The organism is Blautia sp. AM28-27, from assembly GCF_003480905.1.
In the GTDB taxonomy this organism is placed as follows: domain Bacteria; phylum Bacillota; class Clostridia; order Lachnospirales; family Lachnospiraceae; genus Fusicatenibacter; species Fusicatenibacter saccharivorans.
The window spans coordinates 1-18,011 of record NZ_QUJK01000013.1; the positions used below are offsets into that span (position 1 = coordinate 1).

Genomic DNA, 18,011 nt, shown 5'->3' on the forward strand with positions numbered 1-18,011 from the left:
GGTCGAGGGCTTGACCTAATTGGTTGTGTTCACAGAAATGGAATGATAGATGTGTAGTGTATGCGGTTTTGAAGGTATATCAAATATCTTCAATTAAATAATCCTCGATAGCTCAATGGTAGAGCATTCGGCTGTTAACCGAAGGGTTGTTGGTTCGAGCCCAACTCGGGGAGTGAATGAGACCTGCAGGGATCCTGCAGGTCTTTTCGTATATTGAGTTGCCCTGTGTGATGTGATACAATAAGGCGTAGCTACTGTAAACGATGAAGGAGAAAAGAAAGATGAATGAAAGTTATACCAGTTTTGCCCAGGTATATGACATGTTCATGGACAACGTGGACTATCCTGCCTGGAGCAAATATCTGATTCAGCTTTTAAAAGAATATCAGGTGGAAGACGGACTGGTGCTCGATCTTGGCTGCGGAACGGGAAACATGACCGAGCTGCTCGCCAAAGAGGGCTACGATATGATCGGCGTGGACAATTCTGAGGATATGCTCGAGATTGCCAGTGAAAAACGCGCCGAGTCCGGCTTAAACATTTTATATCTGCTTCAGGATATGCGGGAATTTGAGCTCTACGGAACCGTGAAGGCGGTTGTGAGCATCTGCGATTCTATCAACTATATTCTGGAGGAAGATGATCTGCGGGAAGTATTCTCACTTGTCAACAATTATCTGGATCCGAAGGGCATGTTTATTTTTGATTTGAATACAAAGTATAAATATGAACAGATGGGTGAGACTACGATTGCGGAAAACCGCGAAGAGGCAAGCTTCATCTGGGATAATTACTATGACCCGGAGGAAGAAATCAACGAATATGAGCTCGCCATTTTCATCCCGGAGGGAGAAGATTCCGATCTGTACCGTAAATTTGAGGAGGTACATTATCAGAGAGCGTACGATCTTGCGACGATCTGCCGCTTATTGGAAGAGGCAGGCATGGAGTTTGTAACGGCCTACGATGCATTCACAAAGGATGCGCCGAGACCGGAGAGCGAACGTATTTATGTCGTAGCAAGAGAAAAAGGAAAAAGTGAGAAATAGGAGAGAAACATGGATTATATTGTAAGAGCAACAGCGGCAGACGGACAGATTCGTGCGTTTGCAGCGACAACAAGAGAAACCGTAGAGACAGCACGCCAGGATCACAACACGAGCCCGGTTGCAACCGCAGCGCTGGGCCGCCTTCTGACGGCAGGTGCAATGATGGGCGTTATGATGAAGGGAGATAAAGACCTTCTGACCCTGCGCATCCATGCCGGCGGACCGCTGAACGGCATTACCGTAACAGCAGATTCCAAAGGAAATGTAAAAGGTTACGTCGGAAACCCGGACGTCGTGATTCCGGCCAACAAAAAAGGAAAACTTGACGTGGCAGGTGCTGTCGGCGTCGGATTCATGGATGTCATCAAAGACCTGGGACTGAAAGAGCCGTACGTCGGACAGTGCGTTCTGCAGACGAGTGAGATCGCAGAGGATCTGACCTACTATTTTGCAACGAGTGAGCAGGTTCCGTCCAGCGTCGGACTCGGTGTGCTGATGAACAAAGACAATACCGTCCGTCAGGCCGGCGGCTTTATCATTCAGCTGATGCCGTTCTGCGATGAGAAAGTCATTGAAAAACTGGAGCAGCGTCTGGCAGAAGTCAATTCCGTTACCGCATTCCTTGACGAGGGCCTGACTCCGGAGCAGATTCTTGAAAAACTGCTTGGAGACATGGACCTTGTGATCAACGATACCGTGCCGACCCAGTTTTACTGCAACTGCAGCCGTGAGCGTGTATCGAAAGCGCTGATAGCGGTCGGAAGAAAAGAACTGAACGAGATGATTCAGGAAGCAAAACCGGTGGAGCTGAAATGCCATTTCTGCAACAGCGCCTATGAATTTTCCACAGAGGATCTGAAAGAATTATTGCGTAAGAGCAAATAGCAGTACTGTTTCAGGCGAAACGGAGGCTGTGAGAGCTTCTGTTTGCAGAAAATCTGTAACAGGGAACCAGATAGTGGAGGAAGAAAGAGATGAAACAGGGATTCGTAAAAGTTGCCGCCGCTTCCTGTGCGGTAGTGGTAGCGGATGTCAGAGAAAATACGAGAGTCATTCTGGAAACGATTCATAAAATGGAGGGCGAGGGAGCAAAGGTGATGGTGCTCCCGGAGCTGGCTCTCACCGGCTACACCTGTAGTGACTTATTCTGGCAGAGTCAGATGATTGATGCGGCGAAAGAAGGATTAAAGGAAATTGCCGATGGTACGAAAGAGACCGATGCGCTGATTTTTGTCGGACTGCCGTGGGAACAGGGCGGAAAGCTGTTCAATGTAGCCGCTGTGCTCTGTCACGGAGAGCTTCTCGGCATTGTGCCGAAAAAGTATCTGCCGAACTACAATGAATTTTATGAGCTGCGTCATTTTACGCCGGGAAAAGAAGCGGTGACAACAACGGAATTTTTTGGAAAAGAGGTTCCGTTTGGCATGAATCTGCTCTTCCAGTGTGAAAAAATGCCGCGTCTTAAGGTTGCGGCAGAGCTCTGTGAGGATCTCTGGACCCCAAATCCGCCGAGTGTGGCGCATGCGCTTGCAGGTGCGACAGTGGTCGTAAACCTTTCTGCCAGTGATGAAATGGTTGGAAAAGACAGTTACCGGAGAAGCCTTGTGAGCGCACAGTCGGCGCGTCTGATCTGCGGCTATATTTATGCGACAGCAGGTGAGGGCGAGTCGACGACAGATCTTGTCTTTGGCGGACAGCATCTGATTGCTGAAAACGGAACCATTCTTGCCGAGGCAAAACGATTTGAGAATCAGATCATTTGTGCAGATCTCGATGTGGATCGTCTCACAAGTGAGCGCAGAAGGATGACCACGTATCCGGAGCAGAGAACCGATGGGTATCAGGTCGTTCGATTCTCCTTGTCAATAGAAGAGACAAAGCTGACCCGTTACTTCGATCCACGGCCATTCGTACCGTCGGATAAGCATAACCGCGATCAGCGATGCGACGAAATTTTAAATATTCAGGCTATGGGACTGAAAAAACGTCTGGCGCATACCCATTGCCAGAGCGCAGTTATCGGTATTTCCGGTGGACTTGACTCGACGCTGGCATTGCTTGTAACGGCAAGAGCATTTGATCTGCTCGGGATTCCGAGAAAGCAGATCCTGTCTGTAACGATGCCGTGTTTTGGAACGACAGACCGTACGTATCAGAATGCATGTGAGCTGACGAGATGCCTTGGCGCAACCTTAAAAGAGATCGATATCAAGGAGGCTGTCAATCTTCATTTCCGTGATATCGGACAGAATCCGGAGAAACACGATGTGACGTATGAAAACGGACAGGCGCGTGAGAGAACGCAGATTCTGATGGATCTTGCCAACCAGTCCGGCGGTATGGTTATCGGAACGGGTGATCTTTCCGAGCTGGCACTTGGCTGGGCAACGTACAATGGCGATCATATGTCAATGTATGCAGTCAATGCATCTGTGCCAAAGACACTGGTGCGCCATCTGGTGCAGTATTATGCGGATACCTGCGGAGAGAAAGCACTTTCTGATATTCTCCTGGATGTGCTTGATACGCCGGTCAGCCCGGAGCTGCTTCCGCCGAAAGACGGTGTCATTTCCCAGAAGACAGAGGATCTTGTCGGACCGTACGAACTCCACGATTTCTTTTTGTACTATATGCTGCGTGTGACGTACGAGCCGCTGAAAATTTACCGTGTGGCGAAACTTGCGTTTGCCGGTGTTTACGATGATACAACAATCCTGAAGTGGCTGAAAACCTTCTACTGGAGATTTTTTGCACAGCAGTTTAAGCGTTCCTGCCTGCCGGACGGACCGAAGGTCGGAAGCGTTGCGGTTTCCCCGCGAGGCGATCTGCGCATGCCAAGTGATGCAAGCGTGAAACTCTGGAGAGAACAGCTTGACCGGCTGTAATCCATCGCATGAGATTCCGGCGCTTCTTCTGGTGCTTGCGATTGACGCGGTAAACTGTTCGGACGATAAGCATTAGAGTGTGTCTGGTTCACAGAATCAAGGATTGACAGATAAGACAACAGAAAAGCAATAGAAAAACAACAGAAAAATGGCTTCGGAGTGAGAACACTCAGGAGCCATTTTTAACTTTATTTGGTTGCAGAAGGATTGCGGGCCTGATCGAGAGCCTGGTCGATTGCCATGACAAGCAGTTCGGAGGTGTAGCGGTTATCCTCGCCGTAAATGAGGCCTTCGGTTGTCTGGTTTACGTAGATCTGACTTGCAATGGAATCGAGTGCAGGCTCCATAAGCGGGTACATAGCGGCCGTGGTCTCGCTTAGGTTATTCATTGAGATTGCGGTAATGCGGTCCTGCTCGACATCGACCTGTATATCGAAGGTCTGGTCACCGAGAGAAATTGTGGAGGTATAGATGCCGGGAATGTAGCGTGCACTCTCGGCAGAACCGGTGGATGAGGCCGCAGGTTTCTTCGCAGACTCCTTTTTTCCGGAACCGAACATAATCAGAAAAACCACGAGCAGAAGGATCGCGAGAGCGAGAAAAACAGTGGTGTAAACCACTTCTTTCATATGTAGTACAATGATTTTCGTTTTGGAACTCATGGGCGGGCACACTCCTTTTTGAAAAACCGTCTGTGAGCGGACGAGGGGCAAACGGACGGGCGTTTTTATTATAATGTATGTAAAAGAGAAATCGTTTATGAAAGAAAGTTTCGTAACATGCAAATTCCGAATATAATCTTTGGACAGTCTTTCTTCTGCCCGAGAATTAGTATATAATGTAATCGGTCACGATAACAGATTTCAGAGAAGAGTTGGGAAAAGAAGAGGGGAAAGATGAAAAAAAGAAAAATCAGAAGTACTATGAGTGTTTTTTTAACTACTTTTTTGCTTCTGCAGATTATATTACTGTTTCTGTACAAATCATTTATTGTTGATATTGCTAAAAAAAACGAGAAAAACCTGGTGGAAAATACACTGCAAATTTATCATAATACGATGGAAAGTGTATTGGAGCGACTTGACGATAACCTGGATCTTTTACTGGGATGTCGGCTGCTTTTGACACAGCTGAATGGAGAAAATAATCTGGAGAAAGTGAAAGCGCAGCATCAAATGCTGCAGATTCTTAAGGAAAGATGTAAAGATACCAAAGAAGCGGATGCCTATGCGATTGTTAATTGCAAAGACAACAGTATTTTGATTCAGAGAAATGGAAATATAACATATGATACAATAAAAGATATCAAAAAGTATCTTCAAAAGCGTAATACGTTTGATAAAACTCCTACATCCGGCTGGACTTCTACTGTCATGGGGGAGCAGGTGTATCTGGTAAAATATTATAATTATGGTGCAAATACGATCGCTGTATTGATATCAGAAAAAAGACTGGACTCTTTGTTAAACTATAATGATATGTCCATCAAAGAGGCAGCGTTCTATCTTACAGACAAAAAAGGGAAAATTCTGTGCGGTTCAGGAGAGGATTGGACATATGGAGAAGCGATAGAGAATCTGCAGAAACAGGATCCATCCATCAGTATCTATCGGGGATCTGTTCTGGAAGATGCATATCAGATGTATTACAGCGTAAAATCCTCCGAGTATGCCGCATATTCTACATCCGGTATCGTTATTTTTGGATTTTTAGTACTGTCTTTACTTTTCTTTGGAACAATTGTCTGGTATATGCAAAAAGAAATTTTTCAGCCGATTGCAGACCTGTCCTGGGTTTCCAGAAAAATTCACAGTGGGGATTTCAGGGCAAGAGCGGAATATAATACGAACAGCTACGAAATGGAAGAAGTAAAACAGGCATATAATGATATGGTACAGACGATTCTTGAAATGAGGGTAGAAAAGTACGAACAGGAACTTCGAATGAAGGATGTACAACTGAAGTATATCCATATGCAATTAAAACCACACTATTTCCTGAATGCTTTATCAACAATCAACAGCATGGTTTATCAGCACGAGGAAGAGAATGTCCATACCTTTATTCAGGCATTTTCACAGAATATCCGCTATATGTTTCGAACCGGTCTGCATACCGTTCCGCTGCAGGATGAAATAAAGAATGCCAGTGGATATCTGGAAATGCAGCGACTTATGTACCGGGATTGCTTTTATGTCTATATGGATATACCGGAAGAAACGCAGCAGTATCCGGTGCCGCAGATGATCCTGCATACATTTTTGGAAAATATATTTAAGCACGTGATCAGTATTGATTCGTTCACTACGGTTCTGATTCAGGCATTGTTGAGCTTTTCGGGGAAGGAAGTTTACTTAAAACTGGAACTATATATATCGCAGGGTCAATTTTCGCAGGAAATACTGGACTTTGTGAATAAAGATATGGAAATAACAGAAAAAGAAGATGGAAGTGGAATTGGAATAAAAAATGTAAAAGAGGTTCTGAAGATGATGTACCAGCAGGATCATCTTCTGTATTTTGAGAATCTGGAACCGGAAGGAACTAAAATAACCATATGGATTCCGAAAACACTGAAATGTACAGATGAGGAGAAAGACGAAGAGAGATGAATTTGCTGATTGTAGATGATGAAATTGTGACAACGCAGGTATTGGAAGAACAGCTGGATCGCGAGTTACTTTCTATTGACCAGATCTATGTGGCCTACAATACTTCTATGGCCAGAGATATTTTGCAAAAAAATAAAGTGGAACTGATTTTATGTGATATTGAAATGCCAAAGGAGAATGGAATTCATTTTCTGAAATGGGTACGAGAACAGAAAATCCAGACAGAGGTTATCTTTCTGACCAGCCATGAAAAATTTGAATATGCCTATGGAGCTGTACAGAATGGTGCGGCAAACTATCTGCTGAAGCCGATTGACATGAATAAAATCAATCAGACATTGCTTCGTGTGACAGAAAAAATAGTCTGGAAACAAAAAACGGAGGAAATCCGGGAATATTGGGAGAGCGGAATAAGAAAGATGGTGCGATATTTCTGGACAAGAGTATTGCTGGAACCCGGTGTGCAGAAACAGGGACTCGAGGAGGAAATAAAGCAGCAGGGGATAGAGGAAGAGATTCAGGAAAAATATTGTGTTGTGATTCTTCATTTTGCCAGTGGAAAACTGGACTTGGGTAAAGAAAAGGGACAGGAATCCATTTATAAATTTGCAATGGAAAACATTCTGGCAGAAGCATTCACAGAAAAAATCAAAATGGAAAATGTGATCTGCTGGGAAGAAAATAAGGGAACCTATCTTGGAATTCTGTCGGAATTTTCGGAAAAGGAGACGAAAGAGAGAGCAGAGCAGGTCAGAAACATATTTGAAAAATATTTTCCGGAGACATTGCAGATCGGATACATTTCCCCGAGTGTTCCTTTTTATGAAGTGGGTCTGGAAAAAGAAAAAATAATGGAATATGACAAAACGCATATTTATGACGAAGGGGAAATAAAGGAATTTATGGTATTGCTTCGAGAAAAGGAGGCGTCCGGACATATTCTGGACGAAGATTATATCCTGCAGTGTCTGAACAAGGGATTCAGGGTAAGTACAATGGAATATTTACAAAAAACGCTGCAGCATGTAAAGCAAACGATGCATTCCGTAGAAGGATTTCGCAATTTTCAGGTGGAACTGACACAGCTTGTAAGCAAATATCTCCATGATAAAAAGGAAAATATGAACAGCGTGATTCGTGATCCGATCTATCTGCGACTGGATATGAATGCGGTTAAATCGGAATTTTCTATGGTGCAGTGGATGACCTGGCTGATGAATAAGGTATTTGATCTGACACAGGAGGAACGGAAAGAAAAAACAGAAAAAAGGATCACAGATCAGGTAATTGATTATATCAGAGAACATTATACGGAAGATATTAACAGAAATACGCTTTCGGAGAGGTTTCATTTTTCACCGGAATACATTGGAAAAATGTTCCGGAAGGATATCGGAACGTCGTTGAATGATTATATTAATTCTCTGCGCGTGGAAAAAGCGAAACATTTGCTGGAAAACACCAATACAAAGGTGATTGATATTGCGCTGGAAGTCGGATTTGATACGCTTCCGTATTTCTCATCTGTATTTAAAAAATATACGGGAGTTTCACCGGCAGAGTTTCGGAAAAGAGAATAGATATCTTAAAAACGAAAGTTTTTGTACTTTTTTGTGTAAGAACTTTCGTTTTTTTTGCGTTATGATAAGTCTATCAAAAGGAACCGGAAAGAAGAAAGGAGAAACAAATGAAGAAAAAGATTTTGGCGATTTTGATGGCTACTTTGACAGTAGGATCTCTGCTGAGCGGATGTGGTGGAGCACAGAGCGGTGATGCAGCCGGAAAGCAGGAGAGCGGCAAACAGGAAAGCAGCGACAGCGAAGAACCGGCAGAGGTTGTATTTGCGTACATGACGCAGAACAATATCCCGGAGTCATCAGAACTGGAAAGAATTCAGAACCTGATCAACGATTATACAGTAGATAAGATCAATACGAAGGTCAAACTGGTACTGTTTTCCAATTCTGATTATATGAATCAGGTGAATCTGATGCTGGCATCCGGAGAACAGCTGGATTTATTTCAGGCATATAATACATCTCATCTGAAATATATCCAGGATGGAACAGCGCTGGATATTACAGAGTATCTGGACAATGATCTGAAAGAGACAACAGAAACTCTTTACGATGGTTTTCTGGCGCCGACAACGGTAGAGGGAAAAACATATGGAATTCTGAATATGGGTTCTAACTATGTACCGGGTGGATTTACCTATCGTGAAGATATTACAGAGAAACTTGGAATTGATATGAGCCAGGTTACCAAACCGGAAGATCTGACTGCAGTGTTTGCAAAGGTAAAAGAAGCTTATCCGGATATGACAATCATTGATCCGAACAGAGCGAATGCATTATTTGAAAGTTACCTGGGCAAGATTGATAAAATCGATCCATTAGGCGACAATATTGCCTCACCAGTTTCCGGTGTGGCTTATCAGGACAATGCAACTGTAGTGGATATGTATGAAACGACAGATTTCAAAGAACTGTGCGAACTGACCAGAAGCTGGTTTGAAGCTGGTTATTATGCAAGTGATGCAGCTACCACAACGGCAACTACCGCAGAATTACTGATGTCCGGCAACTGCTTTGGTACATTCTGTGGACTGGGTAATCCAAAGATTGCGCAGCAGTATACAAACAACTATGGTCATCCTTTTGAAAACGTACAGATCAGTGATTCTATGATCTGGTCTGGAAACGGCGGAGCATGGATGGTAAATTCCGGTTGTAAAGATCCTTCAGCAGCCTGCAAATTTATGAACCTGCTGTACACGGATGCATATGTAGACAACCTTCTGGTCTATGGAGAAGAAGGAGTGGATTACAAATTGGATGAAAATGGTTGTGCAGTAGCACCGGATGGATATACGGATCTGAACAGTGTAGCATATACCAATAATATGAACTACTATTTCTGGGGAAATAAATGGCTGACCTATCCGGTTGCAGGCGGTCTGTATGGAGAAGAAAAAGAGACAAATAAACAGCAGAATTATGATGGAGATCATTCAAATTATTATGGTTTCCTTTACGACTACAGTGATAAAGAAGCAGAATACACCGCATGCCAGAACATTGTAGAAGAGTATAAAAAATCTCTGTGGGTTGGTGCAGCAGATGTAGATACAACACTTGCCGAGATGACAAAACGACTGAAAGCAGCTGGTATGGATGACCTGATTCAGGCAAAGCAGGAGCAGCTGGATGCATGGATGAGTAGTAAGTAGAAAAGACTTTGAAAAAAGGAAAGGGCTGCGGAATATCACCGCAGCCTTATTTATAAAAGGGAGCTCGAATTATGCCAAAGAGTAAGAAGAAATATGCCAGTAAAAATACATTAGCATTGCTTTTCATTGCACTGCCAGGTATTACATATCTGATTATTAATAACTATATCCCGATTGTGGGAACCTTTATTGCGTTTAAAAAGTTCAGTTATGCAAAAGGAATCTGGGGAAGCCCATGGTGTGGACTGAATAACTTTAAATTTTTGTTTCTGACAGATGATGCATGGGTCATTACGAGAAACACGTTGTTATATAATCTGGCGTTTATTGTGATCGGAACAGTAGTTTCTGTGATTTTTGCAATCCTGCTGCATGAGCTGGGAGAACTGTTACGCGGAAAGTTTTTCCAGTCCGTGCTGTTATTTCCGCACTTACTGTCCTGGGTTGTAACGGCGTATCTGGTATATGCGTTATTGGGAAGTACAACCGGTTTTGTGAACAATACAATCTTAAATGCGCTGGGGAAAAAGGGCGTAGACTGGTATACCGCAAAAACGGCATGGCCGTTTATCCTGGTTATTGTATATCTTTGGAAGAATGCCGGATATAATGCGATCGTTTATATGGCAGGTATTGCAGGCATTGATAAGGAAATTTATGAAGCAGCAAAGATTGATGGCGCTTCTAAATTGAAACAGATTACTGCCATTACACTTCCGCTTCTGAGACCAACCATTATTATTATGACATTAATGGCAATCGGCCGTGTATTCTATTCGGACTTTGGTTTGTTCTATCAGGTACCGATGAATGCGGGAACCCTGTTTTCTACGACACAGACGATAGATACGTATGTATATCGCGGTTTGATGGAACAGGGTAATGTAGGAATGTCTTCGGCAGCAGGTGTATATCAGTCATTAGTTGGTTTTGCACTGGTAATGATTGCAAACTTTATTGTGCGGAAAAAAGATCCGGAAAACGCATTGTTCTAGGAGGCAGGATATGAAAAAGACAGTCAGCGATGAAAAACGATTTATTGCAATAGCAACAGTTATTTTAGTGGTAATCAGTATTGTGGCGTTGTTTCCGATGATTCTTCTGGTGGTTGCGTCCTTTACCGATGAAAATGAACTGATTACAAACGGATATCAGATTTTGCCGAAGAAACTCAGCTTGGAAGCATATACCTACATGGTAAAACAGGCAGCAACAATTGTAAGATCGTATCTTGTTACGATTGGAACAACCGTTGTCGGAACCGGATTAAGCGTGCTACTGACAACTTCGATCGCATATCCGATGGCACGAAAAACATTCAAATATAGAAATGCATTATCCTTTTTTGTGTATTTTACCATGCTGTTTAATGGAGGACTGGTGCCACAGTATATTATGTGGACAACATTTTTTCACATTAAAGATACGTATGCAGCACTGATTTTTCCGAATCTTCTGATGACAGCATTCAATATTTTCCTGGTAAGAAACTATTACAGCAACAGTCTGCCGGAAGCATTATACGAAGCTGCGCAGCTGGACGGAGCGTCAGAAATTGGAATTTTCACCAAAATTGTATTTCCGTTGTCGAAGCCGGTAGTTGCCACCATTGGACTGTTTACAGGTCTTTCCTACTGGAACAGCTGGACCAATGCTTTATATTACGTACAGGATCCAAAATATTTTGGTATTCAGAATCTGCTGATGCGTATCATGAAAAACATTGAATATCTGCGAAGCGGAGCATCAGAGCTGGCAGCGGAAGGACAGGCAGTTTCGCTTCCGGGCAACTCCATCCGAATGGCACTGGCATTTGTCGGAATTTTACCAATCATTATTATTTATCCGATGCTTCAGAAATATTTTATCAAAGGTGTGGTTGTCGGCGCTGTAAAAGGCTGACAGAAAGGAGAAACAGATGGCAGCATATGTACATTGTAATTTTCATTCCTGTATCCTGCGGATGCAGGTAGATGTTTCGATTCTGCTTCCGGAAAAGGAGCGGATGGAAGATGTGGAGCAGGGAAAAAAGGGAGAGACTTTCGGAAAAAACAAAAAATATCAGACCCTGTATCTGCTGCATGGATTTACAGGTGACCACCTTACGTATCTGCGGACCTCCAAAATTGAGCGTTATGCAGATGAGCATCAGATCATGGTGGTTATGCCAAGCGTATATAACAGCGCCTATACGGACATGAAATACGGACTGGATTATTTTTCTTATCTGACAGAAGAACTGACAGATTTTGTGGAGAGAAATTTCCCGGCAGCAACAAAGCGGGAAAACCGTTTTATTGCAGGAATGTCGATGGGAGGTTACGGTGCCTATAAATGGGGACTTACCTGTCCGGAAAAATTTGCGGCAATCGGAGGCGTTGCGGGATCTTACCATGCCGAATATCGTTATCAGGGAAAGGTTAACACGGTATCCACCCTTTGTGAAGCGTTATATGGTGATCCGCCTGCGATTACACCGGAGGTTCATGATGTTTTTACACTGTTGAAAAACCGGAAAGAAGAAGGAAGAGATATTCCGAGATTGTATACCTGCTGCGGTACAGAGGACAGACGTCACCAGGATTCGGTCGATCTGAAGGAGTTTGCGGATCAGCTGGGCGTTCCGCTGCTGTTTGAAGAGGGACCGGGAAGGCATGATGATATTTTCTTTGATGAGTATATTCAGAAGATTCTGGACTGGATGAACTTTGCGGGAAAATCAGTAGAAGAGTAAAATCTGCAGAGTATAAAGGGGGTTGTCTCGCCAGATTTTTTTAGTGCGACAGCCCCACGGGAAATACAGGGAGAAGAGGAAAATGGAGATAGAAAAAGCAGCCGTAGCCGGAACACTGGAATCCAGCGATTGTATGGTTACGGTAGAAGATGGAGATGGAAACATAGATCTGGTACTGGAAAGCACAGTGATTCATCAGTATGGAAATCAGATCCGTCATGTGGTTCTGGATACTCTGAAAAGTCTGGGAGTTCAGAACGTAAAAATTAAGATTGTAGATAAAGGAGCTCTGGACTGCACCATCCGTGCGAGGGTGGAAGCTGCGGTATACCGTTCCGCCGGACAGTCGGAGCAGCTGCCATGGGGAGGTGCAATCAGATGAGAGACGCAAAAAAGCGATTACGCCGTACCATGATGTTTTTAAATGCACAGAAGCCGGGACTGATTAAGGATCCGTATATTTATGGGGCAGATTCTCTGATGTTGGACCTGGAAGATGCAGTGGCAGAAAATCAGAAGGATGCAGCCAGATTTTCCCTGTTTCATGCACTGCGCACGATTGATTATCATGGAGCAGAACGGATTGTACGTATTAATGGTCTGGACACGCCTTTCTGGAAGGAAGATATCCGCTGCGCAGTAGCCGGTGGATGTGATGGCATCCGTATTCCTAAGACAGAGACAGCGCAGGATGTAAAAATAGTGGAGCAGCAAATTTTAAAGGCGGAGAATGAATTTGGCAGACCGGAGAACAGTACCTTAATTATGGCAGCGATAGAATCGGCAAGAGGTGTGGTGAAGGCATTAGAAATTTGCGAGGCTTCGAAAAGGCTGTTTGGTATCGCACTGTCCGGTGGAGATTACACGAAAGATCTGCATACCCACATTACGGGAACCGGAATAGAACTGATGGGAGCAAGACAGCAGCTTGTCATTGCTGCGCGGGCAGCAGGTGTGCAATGTTTTGATACCGTTTATACAGATCTGGAGAACGAAGATGGTTTTCGAGAAGATGTCAATACGATTCACCTGATGGGATTTGACGGGAAATCAATTATCAATCCAAGACAGATTCATATTGTACATGAAATTTTTACACCGAAAGAAAAAGAGATTATTTTTGCGGAAAAAGTAGTCCGTGAGATTGATAGCAAAAAGGCACAGGGAATCGGTGTATTTACTGTGGACGGAAAGATGATTGATATTGCATTTTATGATGGTGCAAAGCGAATAATCGAACTGGCCAAGGCTTCCGGTGTGTACGAGGGGGAACTGTAAGATGAAAAATGCAGTAGGGAGAGAAATTCCCGAGGAAATATTGAAGGCAACAGGAAAAGAAGTATTTCACGGAGTGCATTATTATGATGGTTATGAATATCAGAAAGATGGTCCGAAAACCCGCTGCGTGGTGAATTCCGATGGCAGCAAATTGGTGAAAACAATTCATGAGGCACTGGTGAAATGTGAAATCCGGGATGGCATGACAATTGGATTTCATCATCATTTCCGGGATGGTGATCTGGTTGTAAATATGGTGATGGAAGAAATCCATAAAATGGGTATTAAAAATATTACCATTTGTGCCAGTTCTCTGGGGAAAGCGCATGCAGGACTGGTACCGTACATGGAAGATGGAACGATTACAGGAATCCAGTCTTCTGGTGTGCGCGGTGAGATTGGAAAAGCGATTTCTGAGGGAAAACTGAAAGGGCTTGCAGTGATGCGCTCCCACGGCGGCAGAGTTCGGGCAATCGAAACAGGGGAAGTACACCTGGATATTGCATTTATCGGAGCACCGACGTGTGATGATTATGGAAACTGTCGTGGTATCGGTGGAAAAGCAGATTGCGGAGTATTGTCCTATGCGATGGTAGATGCTGATTATGCGGACCGGGTCGTAGCAATTACGGACTGTCTGGTGCCGTTTCCTAATTTTCCGACACATATTTCCATGACAAAGGTAGATTATGTAGTAGTGGTAGATGCAATCGGAGATCCCAAGAAAATTGCAACAGGTGCAGCGAAACCGACGAAAGATATGAGAAAACTGATGATGGCGGATTACTGTACACGATTTGTCACTTCTACCCCGTACTTTAAAGATGGATTTTCTTATCAGACCGGTGTGGGAGGCGCATCTATCGCTTCCACCATTTCGTTGGCAAAAATCATGAAGGAACGTGGAATCCGTATGCGTTTCGGCGTCGGAGGATTGACGAAACCGATGTGTGATCTTCTGGATAACAATCAGGTTGATGTACTTCTGGATACGCAGGATTTTGATCTGGATGCGGTAGAATCAGTAAAAGATATCAGGCATTTCAGAATCAGTGCCGGTGAATATGCAGATCCTTTTAACAAGGGCGCAGTAGTCAACAAACTGGATTTTGTGATTCTGGCAGCATTGGAAGTTGATGTAAATTTCAATTGCAATGTTGTAGTAGGTTCCGATGGCGTTATAACAGGCGCGCAGGGAGGTCATCCGGATACGGCGGCAGGCGCAAAATGCACCATTGTACTGACTCCATTATTGCAAGGAAGAATTCCGGCAATCTGTACGGAAGTAACAACAGTGACAACACCGGGAGAATCTGTAGATGTAGTCATCACGGAATATGGAGTTGCAGTTAATCCACTGCGAAAAGATCTGCTGGAAGCGGTAAAAAACAGTGGACTTCCGCTGAAAACGATAGAAGAACTTCGGGATTTGGCTTACCGGATTGCAGGAGAACCGGAGAAAGTAGAATTTGGCGAACGTATTGTAGGAATTATTGAAAGCAGAGACGGAACCATCATGGATGTAGTTCGTCAGATTAAACCATTCCAATTTAAAGAGGAAAAGAAGGTACTCCCGGAGTCAGTACATAAATAAGAGAAGGAGGGCAGGCAGTGGGGGACTATATGGAAGAAACAGGGGATCCTTTTACCGGGAAAAAGAAAGAGGAACTCAAAAAATTTCTGGAATACATGGGACTTACTTATGATGAGCAGATTACGCATTCCATTGTATTGCGAAAAGAGAAAGAAATCATAGCAACTGCTTCCTGCCAGAAAAATATCATAAAATGTGTTGCGGTATCAGAAGAGTATCAAGGACAGAATCTGCTGGCACATCTTATGACATCTCTGATTGAATATTTTTATGGAATGGGAATTTCTCATTTTTTTGGATTTACCAAGCCTCAGAACAAAGAACTGTTTTGCAGTATGGGAATGTATCCGGTGACACAGACAGAAAAAATTCTTCTTCTGGAAAATGACAAAAACGGACTGGAAAAATTCCTGAAACGATTAAAAAAAGAAACACAGGAACAACAGAAGTGCAAAGTGGAAAACAGGCATGAAAACGGTATTGGGGCAGTGGTTATGAATTGTAATCCCTTTACCAGGGGACATGAATACCTGATCCGGGAGGCGGCAAAAAAAAACAAATGGCTGCACATTTTTATCCTCTCAGAAGAACAGAGCTTTCTGACAACGAGAGAACGGTATCAGTTGGTAAAAGAAGGAATACAGGAAATTCCAAATGTGATTCTTCACCAGACCTCAGAATACATGATTTCGCCGGCTGTGTTTCCGACATATTTTATCAAAGAAAAAGCGAAAGCCTATGAGATGAATTGCCAGTTGGATATTCAGTTATTTGGAGAGCGTATTGCACCGGAACTTAATATAACGGATCGCTATGTAGGCAGTGAACCGGCCTGCGATGTGACACATACCTATAACCAGTGCTTACGGGAGCAGCTGCCGTGCTATCAGATCCGCTTTCATGAAATTCCCCGAAAAACATATGGAGACCAGATCATCAGTGCATCTGAGGTCAGAAAAAGATATGCGGAAAATCAATTAAAAAGCGTCTGCGGGATGCTTCCGGAAAGTACCTGGCGCTATCTGGAAAGGAAAAAGAATGAAAACGGAAAATAAGGTTTCCTTAGAGCAGGTATTGTGGAGCCGAGAAAAAAGGGTGGCAACGCAGAAAGAGCTTCTTGAAAAATATCCGGGTACCTTAATCTGCTTTATGCTCAATATTCCGGGTCCGGAAAAGGTAAATGAACTTTTCGAAAAGGTCTTTTATGAAGGACTAGAAAAGATACAGAATAAGCTGGAAACGGAAAAAATTTCGACGGAAGTCCGGCTGGTACAAGAAAACATAACCGGATATGAAGGATATTTGGTTGTGAAAGCAGACGGCTGCCAGGTGAAAAAGCTTATGATTGCTTTGGAAGAGACGAAGATCGGGAGACTGTATGATATTGATGTATTGGAAAAAGAAAATACGAAAATCAGCAGAAAGGATCTTGGATTTCCGGAAAGAAAATGTCTGTTATGCGACAACCCGGCCTGCCAGTGTGGCAGAAGCAGAAAACATTCGATCGAAGAATTGAGAAAAAAGATCTATGGTATCATATGGGAAGAACAGCTGCAAAGAGGCGTAGCTGCTGAGATCAGTCAGGCACTGATGGAGGAAGTGTATACAACACCAAAACCAGGCTTAGTAGACCGGGAGGATACCGGTGCGCATACAGATATGAACTGTCAGACATTTCAAAAGAGTACAGAGGCGATCGCCGAAGATCTGGCGGCAATGTTTGAAGCCGGGTATTCCTGGGAGGCAGATCCGAAGACATTGTTTCCCCTTCTCAGAGAAAGAGGAAAAAAGACGGAAGAAAAAATGTTTGTTGCAACCGGAGGAGTCAATACGCACAAAGGAATCATTTTTACGATTGGCATTCTTGCAGCTGCAGCCGGAATTTCCCTGAGAAATTACGGAAAAATCGAGTCGGAGGATGTTTGCCGGATCAGTCTGGAAATGACAAAAAAAGAGTTGGAACAGGATCTGAGAAAATTAAAACAAAGCTCGGGGATCACGCATGGAGAAAAAATTTACTGCCATCTGGGCGAGAAAGGAGTCCGGGGACTGGCGATGAGCGGATATCCGATTCTGTGTGAACGTACGGTTCCTCATATGAAGCAGTATATAGCAAATAACAGGGATCAAAATCAGATCAATGTACAGATTCTTCTTGAAATTATAGCAGAGCTTACGGACACAAATGTCATCAGCAGAACCAGTGAGAAAGAAATGCGATGGCTGCAAACGGAAGCAAAGGCAATTCTTAAGACAGGTGGTGCTTTTTGCGCGGAGGGTTTGCAAAAAGTGCGAGAACTGAATCAGATTTGTATCCGGAAAAATATGAGTCCGGGCGGAGCTGCGGATTTACTTGCAGCAACGATTTTTTTGTGCCGCATGGAAACACTGATGGAACGTTTGAAAAGTATAATACAATAAAAATATATGACGCTGTCATTGCTCTTAAAATGTACGGCCGCTCTTAATGCTGAATATTTTTAGCTGTTGAGAGCGGCCGTTTACGTTAGAAATATATGGCAGTATTTTCAGAAGGAAATGGTTACTGTTTGCCTGAAGGTTGATTGCATCGAAAAAAGGAGTCTGCTATACTGTAGATATGTTTATCTTTGGAGCAGAAGTGGATC

The 18,011-nt window shown here is 43.6% G+C and carries 15 protein-coding genes and 1 tRNA gene; 15 read left to right on the forward strand and 1 reads right to left on the reverse strand.

The window, feature by feature from the left end:
• Nucleotides 1-101: 101 nt before the first annotated feature.
• The 4 genes from DW743_RS13735 to DW743_RS13750 all read left to right on the forward strand — a co-directional run bounded on the left by DW743_RS13735 (nt 102) and on the right by DW743_RS13750 (nt 3,934).
• Nucleotides 102-173 (forward strand) — tRNA-Asn (locus DW743_RS13735).
• A gap of 108 nt (nt 174-281) precedes the next feature.
• Complete coding sequence (locus tag DW743_RS13740) at nt 282-1,049, forward strand: class I SAM-dependent DNA methyltransferase (RefSeq protein WP_117509992.1); 768 nt, start codon at nt 282-284, stop codon at nt 1,047-1,049.
• 9 nt (nt 1,050-1,058) lie between these two features.
• Complete coding sequence (hslO, locus tag DW743_RS13745) at nt 1,059-1,934, forward strand: Hsp33 family molecular chaperone HslO (RefSeq protein WP_022462421.1); 876 nt, start codon at nt 1,059-1,061, stop codon at nt 1,932-1,934.
• Between the two features lie 89 nt (nt 1,935-2,023).
• The gene (locus tag DW743_RS13750) at nt 2,024-3,934 is read left to right on the forward strand and encodes an NAD(+) synthase (protein ID WP_055226558.1); all 1,911 of its coding nucleotides are present in this window, start codon (nt 2,024-2,026) and stop codon (nt 3,932-3,934) included.
• A 188-nt stretch (nt 3,935-4,122) separates the two neighbouring features.
• Here the strand turns inward: DW743_RS13750 and DW743_RS13755 are convergent, their stop codons facing one another.
• Entirely contained in the window at nt 4,123-4,596 is a 474-nt protein-coding gene (locus tag DW743_RS13755) for a hypothetical protein (protein WP_055226560.1), read from the reverse strand.
• A 234-nt stretch (nt 4,597-4,830) separates the two neighbouring features.
• Here DW743_RS13755 and DW743_RS13760 point away from each other — a divergent pair, with 234 nt between their 5' ends.
• The 11 genes from DW743_RS13760 (at nt 4,831) to citX (ending at nt 17,805) form a co-directional block, all read left to right on the forward strand.
• Entirely contained in the window at nt 4,831-6,546 is a 1,716-nt protein-coding gene (locus DW743_RS13760; RefSeq protein ID WP_117761895.1) for a sensor histidine kinase, read from the forward strand.
• On the forward strand, nt 6,543-8,126 hold the full coding sequence (locus DW743_RS13765; protein WP_055226563.1) for a response regulator transcription factor: 1,584 nt from the start codon (nt 6,543-6,545) through the stop codon (nt 8,124-8,126). The genes DW743_RS13760 and DW743_RS13765 overlap by 4 nt, the downstream gene beginning before the upstream one ends.
• A gap of 107 nt (nt 8,127-8,233) precedes the next feature.
• Nucleotides 8,234-9,778 (forward strand): ABC transporter substrate-binding protein, encoded by a 1,545-nt coding sequence (locus tag DW743_RS13770; RefSeq protein ID WP_055226565.1) that lies wholly within the window; start codon nt 8,234-8,236, stop codon nt 9,776-9,778.
• Nucleotides 9,779-9,849: 71 nt separating this feature from the next.
• The gene (locus DW743_RS13775; RefSeq protein ID WP_055226567.1) at nt 9,850-10,773 is read left to right on the forward strand and encodes an ABC transporter permease; all 924 of its coding nucleotides are present in this window, start codon (nt 9,850-9,852) and stop codon (nt 10,771-10,773) included.
• A gap of 10 nt (nt 10,774-10,783) precedes the next feature.
• Nucleotides 10,784-11,680 carry a carbohydrate ABC transporter permease gene (locus tag DW743_RS13780; protein WP_055226569.1) on the forward strand — a complete coding sequence of 299 codons (897 nt, stop codon included), beginning with the start codon at nt 10,784-10,786 and terminating at the stop codon, nt 11,678-11,680.
• A gap of 16 nt (nt 11,681-11,696) precedes the next feature.
• Nucleotides 11,697-12,512, forward strand: coding sequence for an alpha/beta hydrolase (locus DW743_RS13785; RefSeq protein ID WP_117509984.1), 816 nt, complete (start codon nt 11,697-11,699; stop codon nt 12,510-12,512).
• A gap of 82 nt (nt 12,513-12,594) precedes the next feature.
• The gene (citD, locus tag DW743_RS13790; RefSeq protein ID WP_055226572.1) at nt 12,595-12,894 is read left to right on the forward strand and encodes a citrate lyase acyl carrier protein; all 300 of its coding nucleotides are present in this window, start codon (nt 12,595-12,597) and stop codon (nt 12,892-12,894) included.
• Nucleotides 12,891-13,790 carry an aldolase/citrate lyase family protein gene (locus DW743_RS13795; RefSeq protein WP_055226574.1) on the forward strand — a complete coding sequence of 300 codons (900 nt, stop codon included), beginning with the start codon at nt 12,891-12,893 and terminating at the stop codon, nt 13,788-13,790. Before citD ends, DW743_RS13795 begins: the two co-directional genes overlap by 4 nt.
• 1 nt (nt 13,791) lies before the next feature.
• Nucleotides 13,792-15,384 carry a citrate lyase subunit alpha gene (gene citF / locus DW743_RS13800; protein WP_055226576.1) on the forward strand — a complete coding sequence of 531 codons (1,593 nt, stop codon included), beginning with the start codon at nt 13,792-13,794 and terminating at the stop codon, nt 15,382-15,384.
• Between the two features lie 17 nt (nt 15,385-15,401).
• Nucleotides 15,402-16,439, forward strand: a complete 1,038-nt coding sequence (gene citC / locus DW743_RS13805) for a [citrate (pro-3S)-lyase] ligase (RefSeq protein ID WP_082424868.1) — start codon at nt 15,402-15,404, stop codon at nt 16,437-16,439.
• On the forward strand, nt 16,423-17,805 hold the full coding sequence (gene citX, locus DW743_RS13810) for a citrate lyase holo-[acyl-carrier protein] synthase (RefSeq protein ID WP_117761896.1): 1,383 nt from the start codon (nt 16,423-16,425) through the stop codon (nt 17,803-17,805). Before citC ends, citX begins: the two co-directional genes overlap by 17 nt.
• Nucleotides 17,806-18,011 lie beyond the last annotated feature (206 nt).